At 57.5% G+C, this 17,073-nt stretch carries 12 protein-coding genes; 9 read left to right on the top strand and 3 right to left on the bottom strand.

Translation table 11 applies throughout. The features are described from left to right. The first annotated feature begins 1,188 nt into the window (after nucleotides 1-1,188). The 5 genes from AC3WK5_RS11140 (at nucleotide 1,189) to AC3WK5_RS11120 (ending at nucleotide 8,062) form a co-directional block, all read left to right on the top strand. Nucleotides 1,189-2,931, top strand: a complete 1,743-nt coding sequence (locus tag AC3WK5_RS11140) for an ABC transporter permease (RefSeq protein WP_103314847.1) — start codon at nucleotides 1,189-1,191, stop codon at nucleotides 2,929-2,931. A gap of 14 nt (nucleotides 2,932-2,945) precedes the next feature. After that, nucleotides 2,946-4,268, top strand: a complete 1,323-nt coding sequence (locus AC3WK5_RS11135) for an ABC transporter ATP-binding protein (protein ID WP_103314846.1) — start codon at nucleotides 2,946-2,948, stop codon at nucleotides 4,266-4,268. A gap of 43 nt (nucleotides 4,269-4,311) precedes the next feature. Continuing rightward, nucleotides 4,312-5,214, top strand: coding sequence for a LysR family transcriptional regulator (locus AC3WK5_RS11130; RefSeq protein WP_054594833.1), 903 nt, complete (start codon nucleotides 4,312-4,314; stop codon nucleotides 5,212-5,214). Between the two features lie 130 nt (nucleotides 5,215-5,344). Further along, complete coding sequence (locus AC3WK5_RS11125; protein WP_054594832.1) at nucleotides 5,345-5,968, top strand: glutathione S-transferase family protein; 624 nt, start codon at nucleotides 5,345-5,347, stop codon at nucleotides 5,966-5,968. A gap of 63 nt (nucleotides 5,969-6,031) precedes the next feature. Then, on the top strand, nucleotides 6,032-8,062 hold the full coding sequence (locus tag AC3WK5_RS11120) for a 2Fe-2S iron-sulfur cluster-binding protein (RefSeq protein WP_103314845.1): 2,031 nt from the start codon (nucleotides 6,032-6,034) through the stop codon (nucleotides 8,060-8,062). Nucleotides 8,063-8,120: 58 nt separating this feature from the next. On the opposite strand, the gene AC3WK5_RS11115 is transcribed toward AC3WK5_RS11120, so the two are convergent. The 3 genes from AC3WK5_RS11115 to AC3WK5_RS11105 are packed head-to-tail and all read right to left on the bottom strand — an operon-like array spanning nucleotide 8,121 to nucleotide 11,556. Continuing rightward, nucleotides 8,121-9,497, bottom strand: a complete 1,377-nt coding sequence (locus AC3WK5_RS11115; RefSeq protein WP_103314844.1) for a glycosyltransferase family 4 protein — start codon at nucleotides 9,495-9,497, stop codon at nucleotides 8,121-8,123. Further along, on the bottom strand, nucleotides 9,494-10,759 hold the full coding sequence (locus AC3WK5_RS11110) for an ABC transporter ATP-binding protein (RefSeq protein ID WP_103314843.1): 1,266 nt from the start codon (nucleotides 10,757-10,759) through the stop codon (nucleotides 9,494-9,496). The genes AC3WK5_RS11115 and AC3WK5_RS11110 overlap by 4 nt, the downstream gene beginning before the upstream one ends. Next, nucleotides 10,759-11,556, bottom strand: a complete 798-nt coding sequence (locus AC3WK5_RS11105; protein ID WP_103314842.1) for an ABC transporter permease — start codon at nucleotides 11,554-11,556, stop codon at nucleotides 10,759-10,761. Before AC3WK5_RS11105 ends, AC3WK5_RS11110 begins: the two co-directional genes overlap by 1 nt. A 594-nt stretch (nucleotides 11,557-12,150) precedes the next feature. Between AC3WK5_RS11105 and AC3WK5_RS11100 the strand changes: the two genes are divergently transcribed. Genes AC3WK5_RS11100 through AC3WK5_RS11085 form a run of 4 tightly spaced genes read left to right on the top strand, consistent with a single transcriptional unit; the run spans nucleotide 12,151 to nucleotide 17,001 of the window. Then, on the top strand, nucleotides 12,151-13,725 hold the full coding sequence (locus AC3WK5_RS11100) for a glycosyltransferase (RefSeq protein ID WP_256585107.1): 1,575 nt from the start codon (nucleotides 12,151-12,153) through the stop codon (nucleotides 13,723-13,725). Then, nucleotides 13,719-15,023, top strand: coding sequence for a glycosyltransferase (locus tag AC3WK5_RS11095; protein ID WP_103314840.1), 1,305 nt, complete (start codon nucleotides 13,719-13,721; stop codon nucleotides 15,021-15,023). The genes AC3WK5_RS11100 and AC3WK5_RS11095 overlap by 7 nt, the downstream gene beginning before the upstream one ends. Further along, on the top strand, nucleotides 15,020-16,174 hold the full coding sequence (locus tag AC3WK5_RS11090; RefSeq protein WP_103314839.1) for an acyltransferase family protein: 1,155 nt from the start codon (nucleotides 15,020-15,022) through the stop codon (nucleotides 16,172-16,174). Before AC3WK5_RS11095 ends, AC3WK5_RS11090 begins: the two co-directional genes overlap by 4 nt. Further along, the gene (locus AC3WK5_RS11085; protein WP_103314838.1) at nucleotides 16,168-17,001 is read left to right on the top strand and encodes a class I SAM-dependent methyltransferase; all 834 of its coding nucleotides are present in this window, start codon (nucleotides 16,168-16,170) and stop codon (nucleotides 16,999-17,001) included. The genes AC3WK5_RS11090 and AC3WK5_RS11085 overlap by 7 nt, the downstream gene beginning before the upstream one ends. Nucleotides 17,002-17,073 lie beyond the last annotated feature (72 nt).

Below are 17,073 nucleotides of genomic sequence, written 5' to 3'. Positions count from 1 at the left end.
GCTCAGGGGCGCGAAATAAACGGGCACTAAACCGTCGACCAAAAGTGGTCAGGGTCGTGAAGAGGTCACACGGAGAGAAATGCGGGGGGAAGTACAGGAAGGAGATCAGCCAGTGATGGTTGTACTGCTACCCGCTAGACGCCGCCATTTCAGTCAGAGTGACCGGACTACTATTACTGGGGTCCATAAGTGGTCTCTCCTTCATGTTTTTCGTGGCGGCACAGCTTCAAATATTGAGAGGGCCGTAGATTTCTTTCAGGTGGCATGACGCCCTCCTTTACGTACCTGGCGGTACGAACACGTTAAAACAATCGCTACTGCACAAATGAAGGCAGGCGATGGGTCAGAAACCTGTGACCGTAGCGAACGCGAGGCGCACGTACGGATTAGAAGCGCACAGAAAAATCCGCCCGCTCAGGTTTGAAGTTTTAGTTACGCGAAGGAGTTTGATACTGATGCGCGCAACGTCCTGCTCTCGGCAAGACGTTGGCTAAGGGGATCTAGCTGAGGTCGTGCCGAGCTTTTACGGAGAATTTCTCCGATTTACAACAATGACTGTCCAAAGAAAAATGACCTCAGATGTAACAAGTTGTAAATTTTGGCGGGCCGAGCAGGGAAAGTCAACACAGCTCATCCAACCCCCCACTCGCTACCAGATGGCCCGTGGAATTGGGGTACGGCGACAGGTATCGATTCTGCCAAGGGGATGGTGGCCATTCACAAATACGTAAAAAATACGTCAAGTTTATGTTTCTGTAACAATTTGAAACGTACAATCCGCCCCGGAAATGCAGCGCGTCGGCATTGATCTCGATTGCGTGTGCCACAGGCAAAATCTGCGGCCGGATGACGTCGTGCTTTTCCTGTCCAAATGTCCTTTTCACTCCCGTTCAGGAGACTCCAGCCATGGATCCTGCCGATTCTCGGCGGGCCACCCATTGAGATGCCAAGTGAGGCGCAGAGGGTAAATGGTGTGTTCGGACCCCCGGAGTTCTGAGCCACTGAACCATTTTCTGCATCGCCCCGTAGCGTTCGTTTGTGTGGCCTCCCTCCGTCGTTTTATTACCCCGCTAGAGTGTACTTAGCTGTGCTTCAACTGCTTGTTGAGCCGTTCTGTGCGCGGTTGCTCTAGAACCTGTTGATCGGTGGTCAACGATCACCTCCAGAACGCTACTGGAATCACTGAACATGAATAAGGTATTGCGTCATTACATACCGGCCACGGCACAACGATTGCTTCCCAACCGATGGGACCTGATCGCCATGCCGTTGGTGATTGGCTTCCTGCTGTTTTTCTCGATTGGTGCGCGCGAGACCTGGGCTCCAATTTCGACGTTGCAGACGCAGGTCATTTCACTGGACCCGAGCGACCTGCCTGAATATGCAATCCGCACGACATTGCGCATGCTCGCGGCCATGGTGGCGGCGCTGATTTTCACGTTGGTCTACGGCACGTTGGCGGCCAAGAGCCGGCGGGCAGAGAAGCTGCTGGTGCCGGTGCTGGATATCCTGCAATCGGTGCCGGTGCTCGGCTATATCTCGTTCACCGTGACATTTTTCCTGCTGCTGTTTCCAGGGCGTGTGCTGGGCGCGGAGTGCGCAGCGATCTTTGCCATTTTCACCAGCCAGGCCTGGAACATGACGTTCAGCTTCTACCAGTCGCTGCGTACGGTGCCTCGGGATCTGGAAGAGGTGTCCAGCAACCTGCAGCTTTCCGGCTGGCAAAAGTTCTGGAAACTCGATGTGCCGTTCGCCATTCCGGGCCTGGTCTGGAACATGATGATGAGCATGTCCGGTGGCTGGTTCTTCGTGGTGGCCTCGGAAGCGATCACCGTGGGAGACAAAACCATCACCTTGCCGGGCGTCGGCTCCTATCTGGCGACCGCTATCGAACAACGCGACATGCACGCCGTGGGTTACGTCATTCTGGCGATGATTGTGGTCATCCTGATTTACGACCAGTTCCTGTTCCGGCCTCTGGTAGCCTGGGCGGACAAGTTCCGGATGGAAAACACGGCTTCACAGGCCGGGGCTCCCGAGTCCTGGGTACTGAATCTGATCCAGCGAACCCGCGTCGTTCAGCGCCTGTTGCGACCTTTTATCCGGGTTATCGTGCGCATCACCAACATGCGCCTGAGCCTGCCACGTTCCAAAGCGGTGGCCGTTCAGGCCAGTCCGACGGTTTCAAGAGTTATCGATTGGGTCTGGGGCTCGGCGATTGCGCTAATGACCCTGTACGCGCTGTATCACATCGTGATTTACGTTGGCAGCGAGGTGACGCTGGGCGAACTTTGGCATGTGATCGGTCTGGGCACCATCACCCTGCTGCGGGTGGCCTTGTTGATTCTGGTGGCCTCGCTGATCTGGGTCCCGCTGGGCGTGATGATCGGCTTGCGCCCGCATCTGGCGGAGAAAATCCAGCCGCTGGCCCAGTTCCTTGCGGCGTTCCCGGCGAACCTGTTGTTTCCGGTATTTGTCATCGTGATTCTGCGCTATCAGTTGAACCCGGATATCTGGTTAAGCCCGCTGATCGTGCTGGGCACCCAGTGGTACATCCTGTTCAACGTGATCGCTGGTGCCAGCGCCTTTCCCAACGACTTCCGCGAGGCTGCGACCAATTTCCGTATTCGCGGCTGGCAATGGTGGCGCAAGGTCATGCTGCCCGGCATCTTTCCTTATTACGTGACCGGTGCGATTACCGCCTCGGGCGGGGCGTGGAACGCCAGTATCGTGTCCGAATTCGTTTCCTGGGGGCAGGACAAGGTTGTCGCTCACGGTTTGGGGGCCTACATCGCCCAGACCACTGCGGCTGGCGACTTTCCGAAAATCACCCTGGGTGTGGTGGTGATGTCGTTCTTTGTCGTGGCGTTCAACCGCGTGCTGTGGCGGCCGCTGTACGCCATCGCTGAAAACAAACTCCGTCTGAATTAACAGGTGTCGATTTGATGAATAGCCAGACTGAAAAAACAGGCGCGCACTCCGAAATTTATGCACTCAAGAACGTCTGTCGAGGATTCGGCAAGGGCAAGGACGAGTTACAGGTACTCAGCGATGTCGATCTGACCCTGCGCGAAGGTGAAATCGTCGGCATGCTGGGTCGCTCCGGCTCCGGCAAATCGACGCTGCTACGGATCATTGCCGGTCTGATCCTGCCCTCCTCAGGCGAGGTTCGCTATAACGGCTCGTTATTGACCGGACCTGCCGAAGGCGTGGCCATGGTCTTTCAGACCTTTGCCCTGTTTCCCTGGCTGACCGTTCTGGAAAACGTTGAGGCCGGTCTTCAGGCGTTGCAGGTTGAACCCAAGGCTGCGCGCAAGCGTGCACTGGCAGCGATCGACCTGATCGGCCTCGACGGATTCGAAAACGCGTACCCACGGGAATTGTCGGGTGGCATGCGCCAGCGCGTAGGCTTTGCCCGGGCGCTGGTGGTCAATCCGACCTTGCTGTTGATGGACGAACCCTTCTCGGCGCTGGACGTACTGACGGCAGAAACCCTGAGAACCGATTTGCTGGACCTGTGGAGCGGCGGCCAGCTGCCGATCAAGTCCATCCTGATTGTGACCCACAACATCGAAGAGGCGGTGTTGATGTGCGACCGCGTGTTGGTGTTGTCGTCGAACCCCGGCAGGGTCGTGGCACAAATCCGTGTGCCGTTCGCCCACCCGCGCAACCGTCTGGACCCGGCCTTTCGCAAAATGGTCGATGACATCTATGCACTGATGACCAACCGGCGCAGTGCCGATGCCAAAACCGGCAAGGCCGAACTGCAATTGGGCAGCCCGTTGCCTGAAGTGTCGACCAACTTGATGGCCGGTCTGATTTCTGCACTGGCGGCCGAGCCGTATTATGGGCAGGACAGCCTCTCCAATGTTGCCGAGCGCCTGTTGCTGGAGGTCGACGACCTGTTTCCGGTGGCGGAGATGCTCGAACATCTGGGGTTTGCCGAGCTCAAGGGCGCCGACATCAAATTGACCGACGCGGGCAAGCTGTTCGAGGAGTACGGTACCCAGGAGCGCAAAACCATTTTTGCCGATCATCTGCTCCGGTATGTGCCCTTGGCCGCCCGTATTCGCCAGGTGTTGCAGGAGCGACGTGGTCATTGGGCGCCGCGTGTGCGTTTCGAGCAGGAGTTGGGAGACTCGCTCAGTGACACTGCGGTAGAAGAAACGCTGGAGAACGTGATCAGTTGGGGCCGGTACGCCGAAATATTCTCCTACGACGACAACACCGAAACCTTCAGTCTGGAAGATGTCGAAGGCAGTCTGTAACCGGCTCATTCAAGGCCGGACACGACGATGTAACAGGTAGCTCATGGACAGACTCCAGGAAATGCAGGTATTCGTCGCCGTGGCGCAAGAGCAGGGTTTCTCTGCGGCGGCACGGCGCCTGGGGTTGTCGGCGGCTAGCGTGACGCGGGCGGTGGCGGCGCTGGAGGTGCGTATCGGCACTCAATTGCTCACCCGCACCACGCGCAGTCTGCATTTGAGCGAGGCCGGTCAGCGTTATCTGGACGACTGTCGACGCATTCTGGCGGATATTCAGGAAGCCGAAGCGTCAGCTGCCGGCAGTCATGCGCAGCCGCGTGGGCAACTGACGATCACCGCGCCGGTGCTGTTTGGTGAGTTGTTCGTGACGCCGGTGATGGTTGGTTACCTTGAGCAGTTTCCCGACATCAGTATCAACGCGTTGCTGGTCGACCGGGTGGTGAGCATGGTCGAGGAGGGCATCGACGTCGCTGTGCGCATCGGTGAACTGCCTGACAGCAATCAGCACGCCATTCTGGTCGGCGAGGTGCGGCGGGTTATCTGCGGGTCTCCCGATTATCTGAAGCGTCATGGTCGGCCAATGCATCCCAATGATCTGGGCCGAGCGCGGATCGTTGCCACCTCGTCCATTGGGCAACAGCGAAACTGGCCCTTTAGCGAGGCCGGAGAGGTGTTGAGCATTCGCCCTGAACCGCGTCTGGTCGTCACGGCGAATCAGGCGGCAATCACGGCCGCAGCTCTGGGGCTTGGATTGACCCGGGTTCTTTCCTATCAGGTGGCCAGCAAGGTCGCCAGCGGTGAGCTGGAAATCGTCCTGCAAGACTTCGAACTGCCGCCGTTGCCCATCCATGTGGTGTATCAGGGCGGGCGCAAGGCGCCGGTGCGGGTACGCAGTTTCGTGGACTATGCGGTGAAGGCATTGCGTGAACATCCGGCATTGCGCGCCTGAGGTGTTATTGCGCTGGGTGAAATGATCGATTGTGTTTTCTGGTTATTCTGTTGTTTTGATGGCAGGTGGAAGATAGCGCCACTTAGCGCAGTTCTCTCCTGAACCGCGCGATTCAGCCGCGGAGTCGACCATGCACGCCATCAAACTCTACAACTTCCCACGTTCCGGCCACGCCCACCGTGTGGAGCTGATGCTTTCGTTGCTTGAGCTGCCAACCGAACTGATCTTCGTCGATCTGGCGAAAGGCGCGCACAAACAGCCGGACTTTCTTGCACTCAATGCCTTTGGACAGGTCCCGGTGATCGATGACCAAGGTGTGGTGCTGGCCGATTCCAACGCGATTCTGGTGTACCTGGCGCAGAAATACGGCAAGGGCCGCTGGCTGCCTGCCGACCCGGTCGGTGCGGCCAGGGTTCAGCGCTGGCTGTCGATAGCGGCCGGGCCGATTGCCTTTGGTCCGGCCATTGCCCGGCTGATCACGGTATTTGGTGCGCCTAACAATGCCGATGAAGTGATTACCCGTTCGCACAACCTGCTCAAAGTGATTGATCAGGAACTGAGCAAATCCACCTATCTCGCTGGCGATGAGCCAACCATCGCCGATGTTGCTGCCTACAGCTACATCGCCCATGCGCCGGAAGGCAACGTGTCGTTGGCTGACTATGCCAACGTGCGGGCCTGGCTGGCGCGGATCGAGGCCTTGCCCGGTTTTGTCGGCATGCCACGCACCGTGGCCGGATTGCAAACTGCCTGAAGCGCTACGGCCCGGCAGTGTCGGGCCGTTCACACTGCGCCGGGTGCGCAGGGGAGAACCGTGATGGAGCTTTCACCTTGGCATGCTGGCGAGAAACAGTTGCAGGCTCATGCAGGGGTTGCCGAGCGTATGGAAGCGCACGGGCGCAAGGTGATCCGCAAGCAAATGCCGGATCAGCATCGGCAGTTCTATCGTCAGTTGCCGTTCATGGTGTTCGGTGCCGTGGACGCCGACGGTAACCCTTGGGCGAGTATCCTCGAAGGCCCACCGGGTTTCGCCCATTCCCCTGAACCTGCGCGATTGCAACTCGACAGCCTGCCAACACTGGACGACCCGGTGCAATTATACGCCGGGGCGGCGATTGGTTTGCTGGGGATCGAGTTACACACCAGGCGGCGTAACCGGATCAACGGCCGGGTCAGCACGATTGGCGCGCAAGGCCTGAGCGTCTCGGTCGAGCAGTCTTTCGGTAATTGCCCGCAGTACATTCAATTGCGGCAGTTCGAATCGGTGCCATTGGCCGATCCATCGACCCGCATCGCACAGCGTCTGAATTCGCTGGATGATGCGGCCACGGCGATGATTCGGGATGCCGACACCCTTTTTGTCGCCAGTTACGTGGATGTGGATAACTCACGCTCTGTGGATGTTTCCCACCGTGGTGGCCAGACGGGATTTGTTCAGGTCGAGGGTGACTGCCTGACCATCCCTGATTTTGCTGGCAATCTGCACTTCAATACCTTGGGCAACCTGCTGCTCAATCCGCGGGCGGGGTTGCTGTTTATCGATTTCACTACGGGCGATCTGCTGCAGGTCAGCGGTCGTACCGAAATCATCCTCGATGGCCCACAAGTCGAAGCCTTTCAAGGTGCCGAACGGTTCTGGAAGCTGCATGTGCAGCAGGTGGTTCGGCGACCCGCAGCGTTGGCGTTGCGCTGGCGCTTCGATGGAGTTTCGCCCACCAGCCTGCTGACCGGCACCTGGGAACAGGCTGCCGCCAGGTTGCAGGCAGCGGCATTGGGCGATCACTGGCGACCATTGCGGGTGTCCCGGATCGAGCGGGAAAGCCAGAGCATTTGTTCGATCTATCTGGAGCCGGCTGACGGCGCCGGGTTACCGCTGTTCCAGGCTGGGCAGCACTTGCCGGTGCGCTTCACGCTTGATGGCCAGGTGCATATCCGCACTTACAGTCTGTCGAGTGCGCCCTCCGATGAATTCTTCCGCATCAGCGTGAAACGTGAAGGGTTGGTGTCGTCACATTTGCACGAACACATTCGGGTCGGTGACCTGATTGAAGCCCGCGCACCGCAAGGGCATTTCACGCTGGCCGCCAATGAACGCCGGCCGCTGGTGCTGTTGGCGGCCGGGGTCGGTATCACGCCTTTGTTGTCGATGCTCCGTGAAGTGGTTTACCAGGGCCAGCGCACACGGCGTACCCGCCCGACCTGGTTGATCCAGAGTTCGCGTAGCCTGGCTGATCAGCCATTTCGCGCTGAGCTTGAGCGCTTGCTGGAGGGTGCGGATGACGCAGTGCGGGTATTACGTCTGCTCAGCCAGCCGGAGCGCGAAGCCCTGGAAGGCGAGGATTTTGACCTGACCGGGCGCATCGACCTCGCACTGCTTAAAACCATCCTGTTGGTGGAAGACTACGATCAGCTGGATTTTGTCCTGTGTGGTCCGAGCAGTTTCACTCAAGGGCTGTACGACGATTTACGTGGGTTGGATATCCGCGATCAGCGGATTCACGCCGAAACCTTTGGTCCTTCGACGCTGCGTCGGCAGCCGGATCCGGAGGTGGCAGTCATCGAGCAGCCTCCAGCGGCCACCACCCCGGTCGCGGTGGTGTTTCAGCGTTCGGCTGTCGATGCTCGCTGGCAGCCAGACAGCGGCAGTTTGCTGGAATTGGCAGAAAGCCAAGGTTTGCGGCCAGAGTTCAGCTGTCGCGGCGGTTCCTGCGGCACCTGCAAGACCCGTTTGATCAGCGGCCAGGTGAGTTATCCACAGCCCCCGGCGGAGTTACCCGGTGCGGGGGAAGTGCTGATTTGCTGTGCGGTTCCGGCAGAGGGCCAGCAGCCGCTGGTGCTCGACCTCTAGGTCAGAAGCAAACCGGGCAAGGTAGTCTTGCCCGCGAGAGGCATCAGGAACTTTGGCTTCATGGACAGTCTGCGTGTTGTCTTTCCTTGCTAACCGACGCCTTTCTCAAGTTACGCTGAACGCGCTCAGCCATTTGCTGGCTGGCTTCGCGCCAGCAAATCCAGCTCCATTCGGTGATGTTACGAGTGGCGGGGAAATCACCACTGCGTTCAAAGCCGGTAATCAGGCTTGCCAGGTTTTTCGGATCATCCAGATCAAAGTACGCCACGAACTCCTTGCCAATTTCGCGGAAAACCGGGATATCGCTGGCCATGACAGGCAAGCCGCGTTGCATGGCTTCCACCAGTGGCAGACCGAAGCCCTCCACGTAGGACGGAAACACCAATGCAGTGGCTTGAGAATAGGCATATTCAAGGCTGGTGTCAGTGAGGCTGTTGAACATGAACAGCCGCTTGTTCAGCTCAGGATGATTGCGCACGCGAGAGATCAGCGATTCGCACTTCCAGCCGATCCCTCCGATAATACAAAGACGTGCCTTTGAGCCCTCGGCCCAGGCTTGTTCAAATGCGTCGAGCAGGTATTCATGATTTTTGCGCGGTTCAATAGTACTAACCATCAGGAACACTGGGTCTGGCACTGCGAACATGCGTTCCATACGGGGTTCAACCGTTGCACTCCGTACGCTCAAGTCCAATTCCGAGCCCAAGTAAAAGTAATCGAACCAGAGCGTGTTGACCTTGTCCGGTCCGATCCGCTCAAGCAGCTCTTCGCGCAACTGATCGCGCACGGTGGCTGAGATGGCAACATACGCATCGGCTGTTCTGGCAATCCAGTCAAACCATTGGGTAAAGACCTTTACCAGTCGCGCTTCATAGAATTGTGGGTGAGTCAGCGGAATCAGGTCGTAGATGATCGAGATGATGCCGACCCCTTCACATTTCAGCTTTTCGACCATGGGGAAAAAATCGGCCTGCCAGGATGAGTCCAGCAACACCAGATGGTCACTCGGCTGATGCTGAAGTGGGAAGCAGCGTCTTGGCAATTGTCGTTTGCTGATCAGCCCGGTGATTTTCAACGGCACGCTGAAACACGCTAGGGAGCAGCACCGGTATCCTGCATAAAGTGCCCGACGGGCAAAACGCGACTGGTTCATTGGCCAGCGTTTTTCTAGCGTTGCATAACGTTGGTAAAAACGATGGGAAAGGTGTTCCAGTCTCGCTCCAAAACAGAGCAACCTGTTGAAAAAAGGCGTATCCAATGGCGCCAAGTTCAACACCCGGTAGAGTTTTCCGTTGAGTATGACGACGGGAATGCATTCCACACCTTCAACCGACTCAGGCAATTGGTTGATGACATTGCGCACCACTCGTTGAATGCCCGAGTTCACCTGGGGGTGTTCGAATACATGAGTACACTCAATTAGCAGGCGAGTCATAGTGTTACCTGCTGCGAGTTCGACTCGCACGGCGCAGTGGCAGGACGGATGACGGTGGCCTTGGCGTCGTGCCAGGCACAGCCGACAAAGTCTTCACAGCGGTTGTTGATGACGTGAAAGATCAGCCCGTAGTCGCGCCATTCGAAGTTGCGATCCAGGTGGGAGTCCAGGCGCGATAGGCTCAAGCTGACGGAATAGTTGCCCTTGCCCAGACGCATGATGAAGGCAAAGCGGTAGGTAATCCGCTCCCCGCTCTTCAAATCAGTCAGTTCTTTATTCAGCCTGTGGGTGTTGATGCCGTACATGATCTGGCCGAAGCGGTCTTTGAACATGAAGCCCAGTACCATTCGCTCGATGTCCTTGAGAACCTCGACCTCAACCTCCAGCACCATTGGCTTGCCGACTTCGGCTACTTCCACTGAGCGTTCGTTTTCATCAAGCAGTTGCACACTGAGGATACGGGCTTCCCCGGTGCCCGAGATGGTTCGCACTTGCCCGGTGGCAAGCATTTCCTGGCGAACTATCTGACCTTCGCGTTCGGCCATCAGGGCGTTGTAGTAGTCCAGCACTTCTTCAGGTTTGCCACGCATGGCCATGTGGCCGTCTTGCAGCAGAATGGCGGTGTCGCAGATCGATTGGATTGCCGAGCGGTCGTGGGACACGATCAACAGCGTAGTGCCAGCCAGACGATAGCTGCGGATCCGCTCGAAGCTCTTGTGCTGGAAGTAGGCGTCACCCACCGACAGCGCTTCGTCGACGATCAGAATGTCGGGCCTGCGGGCGGTGGCGACGCTGAAAGCCAGGCGCATCTGCATGCCGCTGGAGTAGGTTCGTACCGGGTGGTCGATGGCCTCGCCAATTTCGGCGAAACCTTCGATCTCAGGCATCAGTGCCTCGATTTCTTCGACTTGCATACCCAATAGTTGGCCAGCCATCAAGACGTTCTGCCTGCCAGTGAAGTCGGCGTGAAAACCCATGCCGAGCTCCAGCAACGCAGCGACTCGTCCTCGTACCTCTATGCGCCCGCAGGTAGGTTGCGTGGTACCTACGATCATCTTCAGCAAGGTGCTCTTGCCAGCACCATTGGCCCCTACGATGCCCACTGCCTGACCTGGGGTGATTTCGAATTCGACGCCTTGCAGGATCCAGTGTTGATGGTGCTGGGGCCCGGAGAATGGAACGACCCATTCGAAGAGCCGGCTCCAGCGGTTTTTGTACTGCTTGTAGGCCTTGCCCAGGCCGGATACGCGGATATGTCCCATTAGAGTTCATCCACCATTTCACCTGCACGCACGCGGAACAGCCGCAGGCCGATTGCACACAGCAGCAACGAAACAACCAGCATCGGTACAAGAGAGCCCCAGACTGGCCATTGACCATAGAGGAACAGGTTCTGATAGCTGCTCATCAGGGCTGTCAGTGGATTGAGATGGAGCAGACGCTGGACAGGTTCTGGAAGAATCGCCAGTGGATAGACGATTGGGGTGAACCAGAACCAGAATTGCAAGCAGATTGCGAAGAGTTGGCCGACATCACGGAAAAACACGTTGAGGACCCCGAGAATCATCCCTAGACCCGCGGTGAACAGAATCTGCAAGGCCAGCAACGGCACCAATGCCAGTAATGCCATTCCCGGCAAGCGGCCGCTGATCAGCAGGAATCCGACAAACAGCGTCATGATGATCGCGAAGTTGATTGCGGCGTTGAGCAAAACGATGGTTGGCAGGCAGGCGCGCGGAAAGCTGATTTTCTTCAGCAGATTGGCGTTTTCCAGAAACATGCCTTGGCTGCGCAGAGTGATCTCGGAGAGGAGTCCCCAGGTCAGCAATCCTGCGCACAGGTAGACGCTGTAGGCCATGCCGTCATCCACACCGGGCAATCGCGCACGCATCACGTGGGAAAAAATCACGGTGTACACAACAATCATCGACAGTGGATTGAGCACCGTCCATAGGGCGCCGAACAACGAGTTGCGATAACGGGCTTGAAACTCCCGCTTGACGCTGCCAAGGATGAAACCTCGATGGCCCCACAGGGAACGATAAAGACTAATCAGCATGCTGGCCGTCCCGCCACATTGGGCAGTGGTTTTCGGATCGGGACAGTTCGAGGTGACTTTGTGAAACCGAAATCACCCACGCTGAATCAGGAGAAACCGGACAGGATCGGAGGTGATGCCCAACGAATCCTTTCGAGTTCGTTACCAATAGATGCATTTTCAAGCAGCCGTCCCTCACTGAGCAAACTTCAGCTAGTTCTCATGCATTCAAGAGACGCCCGGGAAAATTCTTGGACTGATTGAAACGGCCGGGCTAGCGAAGTTTTTTGTTGTAGTTGTTTTGCCGTCAATCTGTGCCAATTGCGTGGCAATTTCAACAGGTCCAATCGTGACCGGTAAGTTCTCGTCAGAATAGCCAGATTTATTCTCGATGGGCTGTTCACGAATCGCCAACGGATGTGTTTAGAATGCCTCTCGTCACGATTGCCCAGCGACCCTTATGGCGGTTTTTCGGCCAAGTGAAGCTGACCACTAAAACAAGAACGTAGACAGGTATGCAGACGATGGGCGAGTACGGGTGATGCCGGACTCGACCCGTGGCGCTACCGTCATAAGAGTGAGGCTGCCGGGATGGCGGTTTCATCGTGGGATGCTATGAACTTCATTCTTTACTCGGACGTAAACGACCGCTCGATCAGCCAGAGTCTCGGCCGTCCGGAATACAGCTACTACTTCGTCCTCAAGGCCTACCGTCCGGTTCTTGAAAGCCTTGGACGCGTGTACGTGGTGTCATCGACCGCTGACGTAGACCCGTTGTATCGACAGCTTTTGCAGGCTGGCGAAGAAAGTCTGTTTCTCTCCTTCACCCCACCCCAGAAAACTCCGGTCGACCTGATCTGTCCGACTGTCTGCGTGGTGGCCTGGGAGTTTGACTCGATCCCTGATGAACAATGGGATGCCAACCCTCAACACGACTGGACCCAAATGCTGGCGCGTCAGGGTCGGGTCATCACGCTCTCGACTCACACCGCCCACGCTATCCGTCAGGCGATGGGGGAAGATTTTCCGGTACTGGTGCTACCGACGCCTCTGTGGGAAGACTTTTCTGCTATCCGTAGCCAACACCGTAGCGTGCCACTGAATACGGGGTCGACCCTGGAGATCAAAGGCTGCATTCTCGACACGCGGATCCTTGGATTGTCGGCTGATGCACTGATTCCTGCGCCACTTACACCCGAGCAGCAGGCTGCCTTTGATGCGGCTTTACCTCCACCTCTGACGCTCAAGCGTCGGTTGATTATTTCTCGGCATTTTCTGCGCCTGTGGTGTCTGGATGTGCTGGGTAAATCTTCACCGGGTTCGGTCAGTCGAACGGTGCATTTGAGTCGCTGGTACTGGGAGGGCTTTCGCGATCTGCTCTCAGACACCGCACATGCAAAAGTCGCCAAGTACCTGCCTGGTATCGCTGGCCCGCTGTCGCTGCCCGAGCACAAGCCTGCACCAGTGGATCTGCCGGACACCACCGGCATGGTCGAAACCCAGGTGGATGGAGTGGTTTACGTTACGGTGTTCAATCCACAGGATGGCCGCAAGAACTGGCATCAGCTGATCACCGCGTTTTGCTGGGCCTTTCGCGAAACCGATGACGCCACGCTAGTGCTGAAGATTACCCAGAATGATCTGTCGTCCTATTACAGCGAGTTGATGACCCTGTTGGCACAACTGTCCCCCTTCGCCTGCCGTGTGGTGGTGATGCACGGTTATCTTGATGATCCGCAGTACGCCCGGCTCTACGAAGCTGCGAGCTATTACGTCAATGCGTCCCGATGCGAGGGTCTGTGCTTGCCGCTGATGGAGTTCATGGCTTGCGGGAAACCGGCAATCGCCCCGAACCATACCGCCATGAAGGACTACATCGACGACAGCGTGGCGTTTATCGTCAGGTCCAGTGAAGAGCTGACGATCTGGCCCCAGGACACACGAATCATCTACCGCACCCTGCGTCAGCGCCCCGACTGGGGCTCGCTGAAAACCGCATACGAAAACAGCTACAGGATCGCCAAGGAGCAGCCGCAGATGTATCGGAGGATGTCCGACGCTGCGATTGAACGCATGCGTGACTATTGCGGATTCGTGCAAGTCCAGCGGCGTCTTACGGACTTTTTCGGACCAAGCCCGGCTGCGCAAAATGCGCCACCGGTGGTCGTGACGGACAACGCCTCATGCTGATCATTATTTATTCTGAAACCAATCAGCACACGATCGCCAAAAACCTTGGCCGTTCGGAGTACAGCTATTACTTCGTGCTTAAAGAGTACCGCCCGGTGCTGGAGCGACTCGGTAGGGTGGTGGAAGTCAGCGATCCGGACGTCGAGGTCGATGCGATGTATCGCGAATGCCAGGCGCAGGGCGAGGCCTGTGTGTTTTTGTCGTTCTCGCCACCCCATCGCACACCCACACACTATGCCTGTCCAACCATTCCAGTGTTCGCCTGGGAATTCAGTACCATTCCCAACGAGAGCTTCGCGGGTGAGCCCTGTAACGATTGGCGTACCGTACTCGCCACGACCGGCGCGGCAATCACCCATTCCACCTACACGGTAAATGCAGTACGCGATGCCATGGGTGCCGACTATCCGGTGATCGCCGTACCGGCGCCGGTCTGGGATCGCTTCGCGGCACGCGGGGCGCAACTGCTGTGCCAACCCCGCGTACCCAAGGTTACTCTCAAGATCAAAGGGCTACTTGTCGACAGTCGCCAACTCGACCTGCGTGCCTTCGGTCCAGCTCACCTGCGCAAAGGTACTGGCATTGACTTCAAGGCCCCGCCCCGTGAACGCGAGCTAGTGCTCGACGGCGTGGTTTATACCTCGGTCTTCAATCCTTGTGACGGACGCAAGAACTGGGAAGACATGCTCAGCGCATTCTGCGTGACGTTCCGCAAGGTACAAGACGCTACGCTGGTACTGAAGCTGACTCATCACGATGCCGAGGAAGCACTGACCGACATCCTCCATCATCTCTATAAGAACCAGCCGTACGTCTGCAGAGTCGTGCTGATTTACGGTTACCTGGCGGATGCGGACTACGAATGTCTGGTACAAGCCACCAGTTACGTGGTGAACACCTCCTACGGTGAAGGGCAGTGCTTGCCGTTGATGGAGTTTATGTCCTGTGGCAAGCCCGCGGTTGCGCCCCGCACTACCGCGATGATTGATTACCTGAGTACAGATAACGCGTTTCTCATCGACTCCACTGAAGAGTTGACTGCCTGGCCTCATGACCCGAGAAAGGCCTTTCGCACGTTGCGTTACATCACCAACTGGGCATCGTTGTGTGTGGCCTATCGCACCAGCTATGAGGTGGTCAAAGGTGATACTGAGTGCTATGCGCGGATGTCCGCCCAGGCGGTGGCCAGCCTCGAGAAGTTCTGTAGTCAGGCTTGCGCCGAACAACGGTTGCAGGCTTTTTTCCAGCAATTGTTGGAAACCCCTGAAGCATCGATCGCAGAAACCTCTCAGGTATGAGCCGTCAGCGCATTCTGGACATTGAACTGCTGCGCGCGATTGCCGTGCTCGCAGTGTTGTTCCATCACCTGAAAGGGAGTTTGTTCCCGAATTCACCGCCATTGCTTGAGAGCTTTGCGTCGCACGGGGAGTTCTGGTGGGGCGTCGATCTGTTTTTCGCTATCTCGGGGTTTGTCATCGCTCGCAGTCTGATACCGGCGTTGCAAGGCTGCAGCACGCGTCAGGAATACTGGCAGCAGACGCGTAACTTCTGGTTGCGTCGAGCCTTTCGACTGTTGCCGTCGGCGTGGCTGTGGCTGGCGCTGATGTTGCTGGCCTGCGTATTTCTCAACCGCTCCGGGGCCTTCGGCACGTTGCATGCCAATTTGCAGGCGACCTTGGCGGGGATCGCGCAGTATGCCAATTTTCGCTTTGCCGACAGCTTCTACCACTACGAGTACGGCATCAGTTTCGTCTACTGGAGCCTGTCGCTGGAGGAGCAGTTCTACCTGTTGTTTCCGCTGCTGATTCTGATCTGCCGCAAACACCTGGTGTGGGCATTGCTGGCGCTGGTCGCGGTGCAGTTGCTGACGTTGCGCACGCCGATTCTGATGGTGGTCCGAACCGACGCACTGGCCCTTGGCGTGCTGTTGGCCATGTGGAGCGCGCGACCCGGTTATGCACGCTGGGAACCAACGCTTTTGCGTCGGCCCTGGGCCGGTGTGTCGGTGCTGCTGATTATTGCGATGGCGCTGAGTGTGCTGGCCACCGATCGCTTCACGTTCACCGACTATCGTATCGGCGCGATTGCCGTGCTCAGCGCGGTGCTGGTCTGGGTGGCGTCCTACAACCGTGATTACTTGATGCCTCGGGGATTGCTGAAGAGTCTGATGACCTGGATCGGTAGCCGCTCCTACGGGATTTACCTGATTCATATCCCGGCCTACTCGTTGGTCCGCGAATTCATCTTCCGCTTGCAGGCGGCCGGTCTGCCCAGTCCGGCCGGCCATCCGATCCTGACAATATTGATCGCTGGCGGGCTGATCGTCCTGCTGAGTGAACTCAATTATCGCTTTATCGAAATGCCCATGCGTAATCTTGGTGCTGCGCTGGTGCAACGCTTGGGCACGTCCCCAACCGCCGTCCCATCCTCTGGAGTGACCTCATGCTGAGACTTTTGAAGAAACTCACGGCGAGGGCGCCTGCTCCCGCTCCTGTGCAGCCTGAAGTGCCCGCAGCCAAGGTCGATCCGTACTCGCTGGGGCTGTACGATGCGGCCCTTAGCGGCTGGTTCAATCAGCAAACCGGCGAGTTGTTCACCGGCTTCCCGGTGACTCCTGAGGACATCCTGCTGGACGTCGGCTGCGGTGACGGCGGCAACGTGCATTTTTGCGGCATGCAAGGGGCGAAGATCATCATTGCCGACATCGACGCAGCCAAGGTCGAAGCGACTCGCCAGCGCCTGAGCGATACACCGGCGCGCGGTGTCGAGTGCCACATCACCGACTGCAACCCGCTCCCGATCGCCGATGCAACAGCGACGCGGGTGGTGTCCACCGAAGTCATCGAACACGTCGACGATCCGGCGCAGTTCCTTGCCGAACTGGTGCGCGTAGGTAAGCCCGGAGCGTTGTATTTGCTCAGCGCCCCGCATCCCAGTTCCGAAGACCTGCAAAAAGACATCGCGCGCCCCGAGTATTTCCAGAAGCCCAACCACATTCGCATCATCAGCGAAGCGCAGTTCAAGCAAATGGTCAGCGATGCCGGCCTGGAACTGATCAGTCATAGCCAATACGGCTTCTACTGGTCGATGTGGATGCTGTTGTTTTGGGAAGCCAACGTCGATTTTGCTAACCCCGATCATCCACTGCTCCATCACTGGGCCGAGACCTGGCAGGCCGTGCTGGACTCACCACGCGGGGCGCAGATCAAGCAGGCGCTGGACGCGGTTGTGGCGAAAAGTCAGGTGATCATTGCCCGCAAGCCGTTGGCTGCGTAGGCTAACCTGCTGAGCAACAAGGGCCCTGAGAGGCCCTTTTTGCGTTAAGGGATTAACTCAGCCACAGGCCTT

Source organism: Pseudomonas sp. FW306-02-D09B, assembly GCF_058782685.1.
The sequence above is the reverse complement of the archived record's forward strand: the minus strand, read 5'-3'. Positions and strand labels throughout refer to the sequence as shown.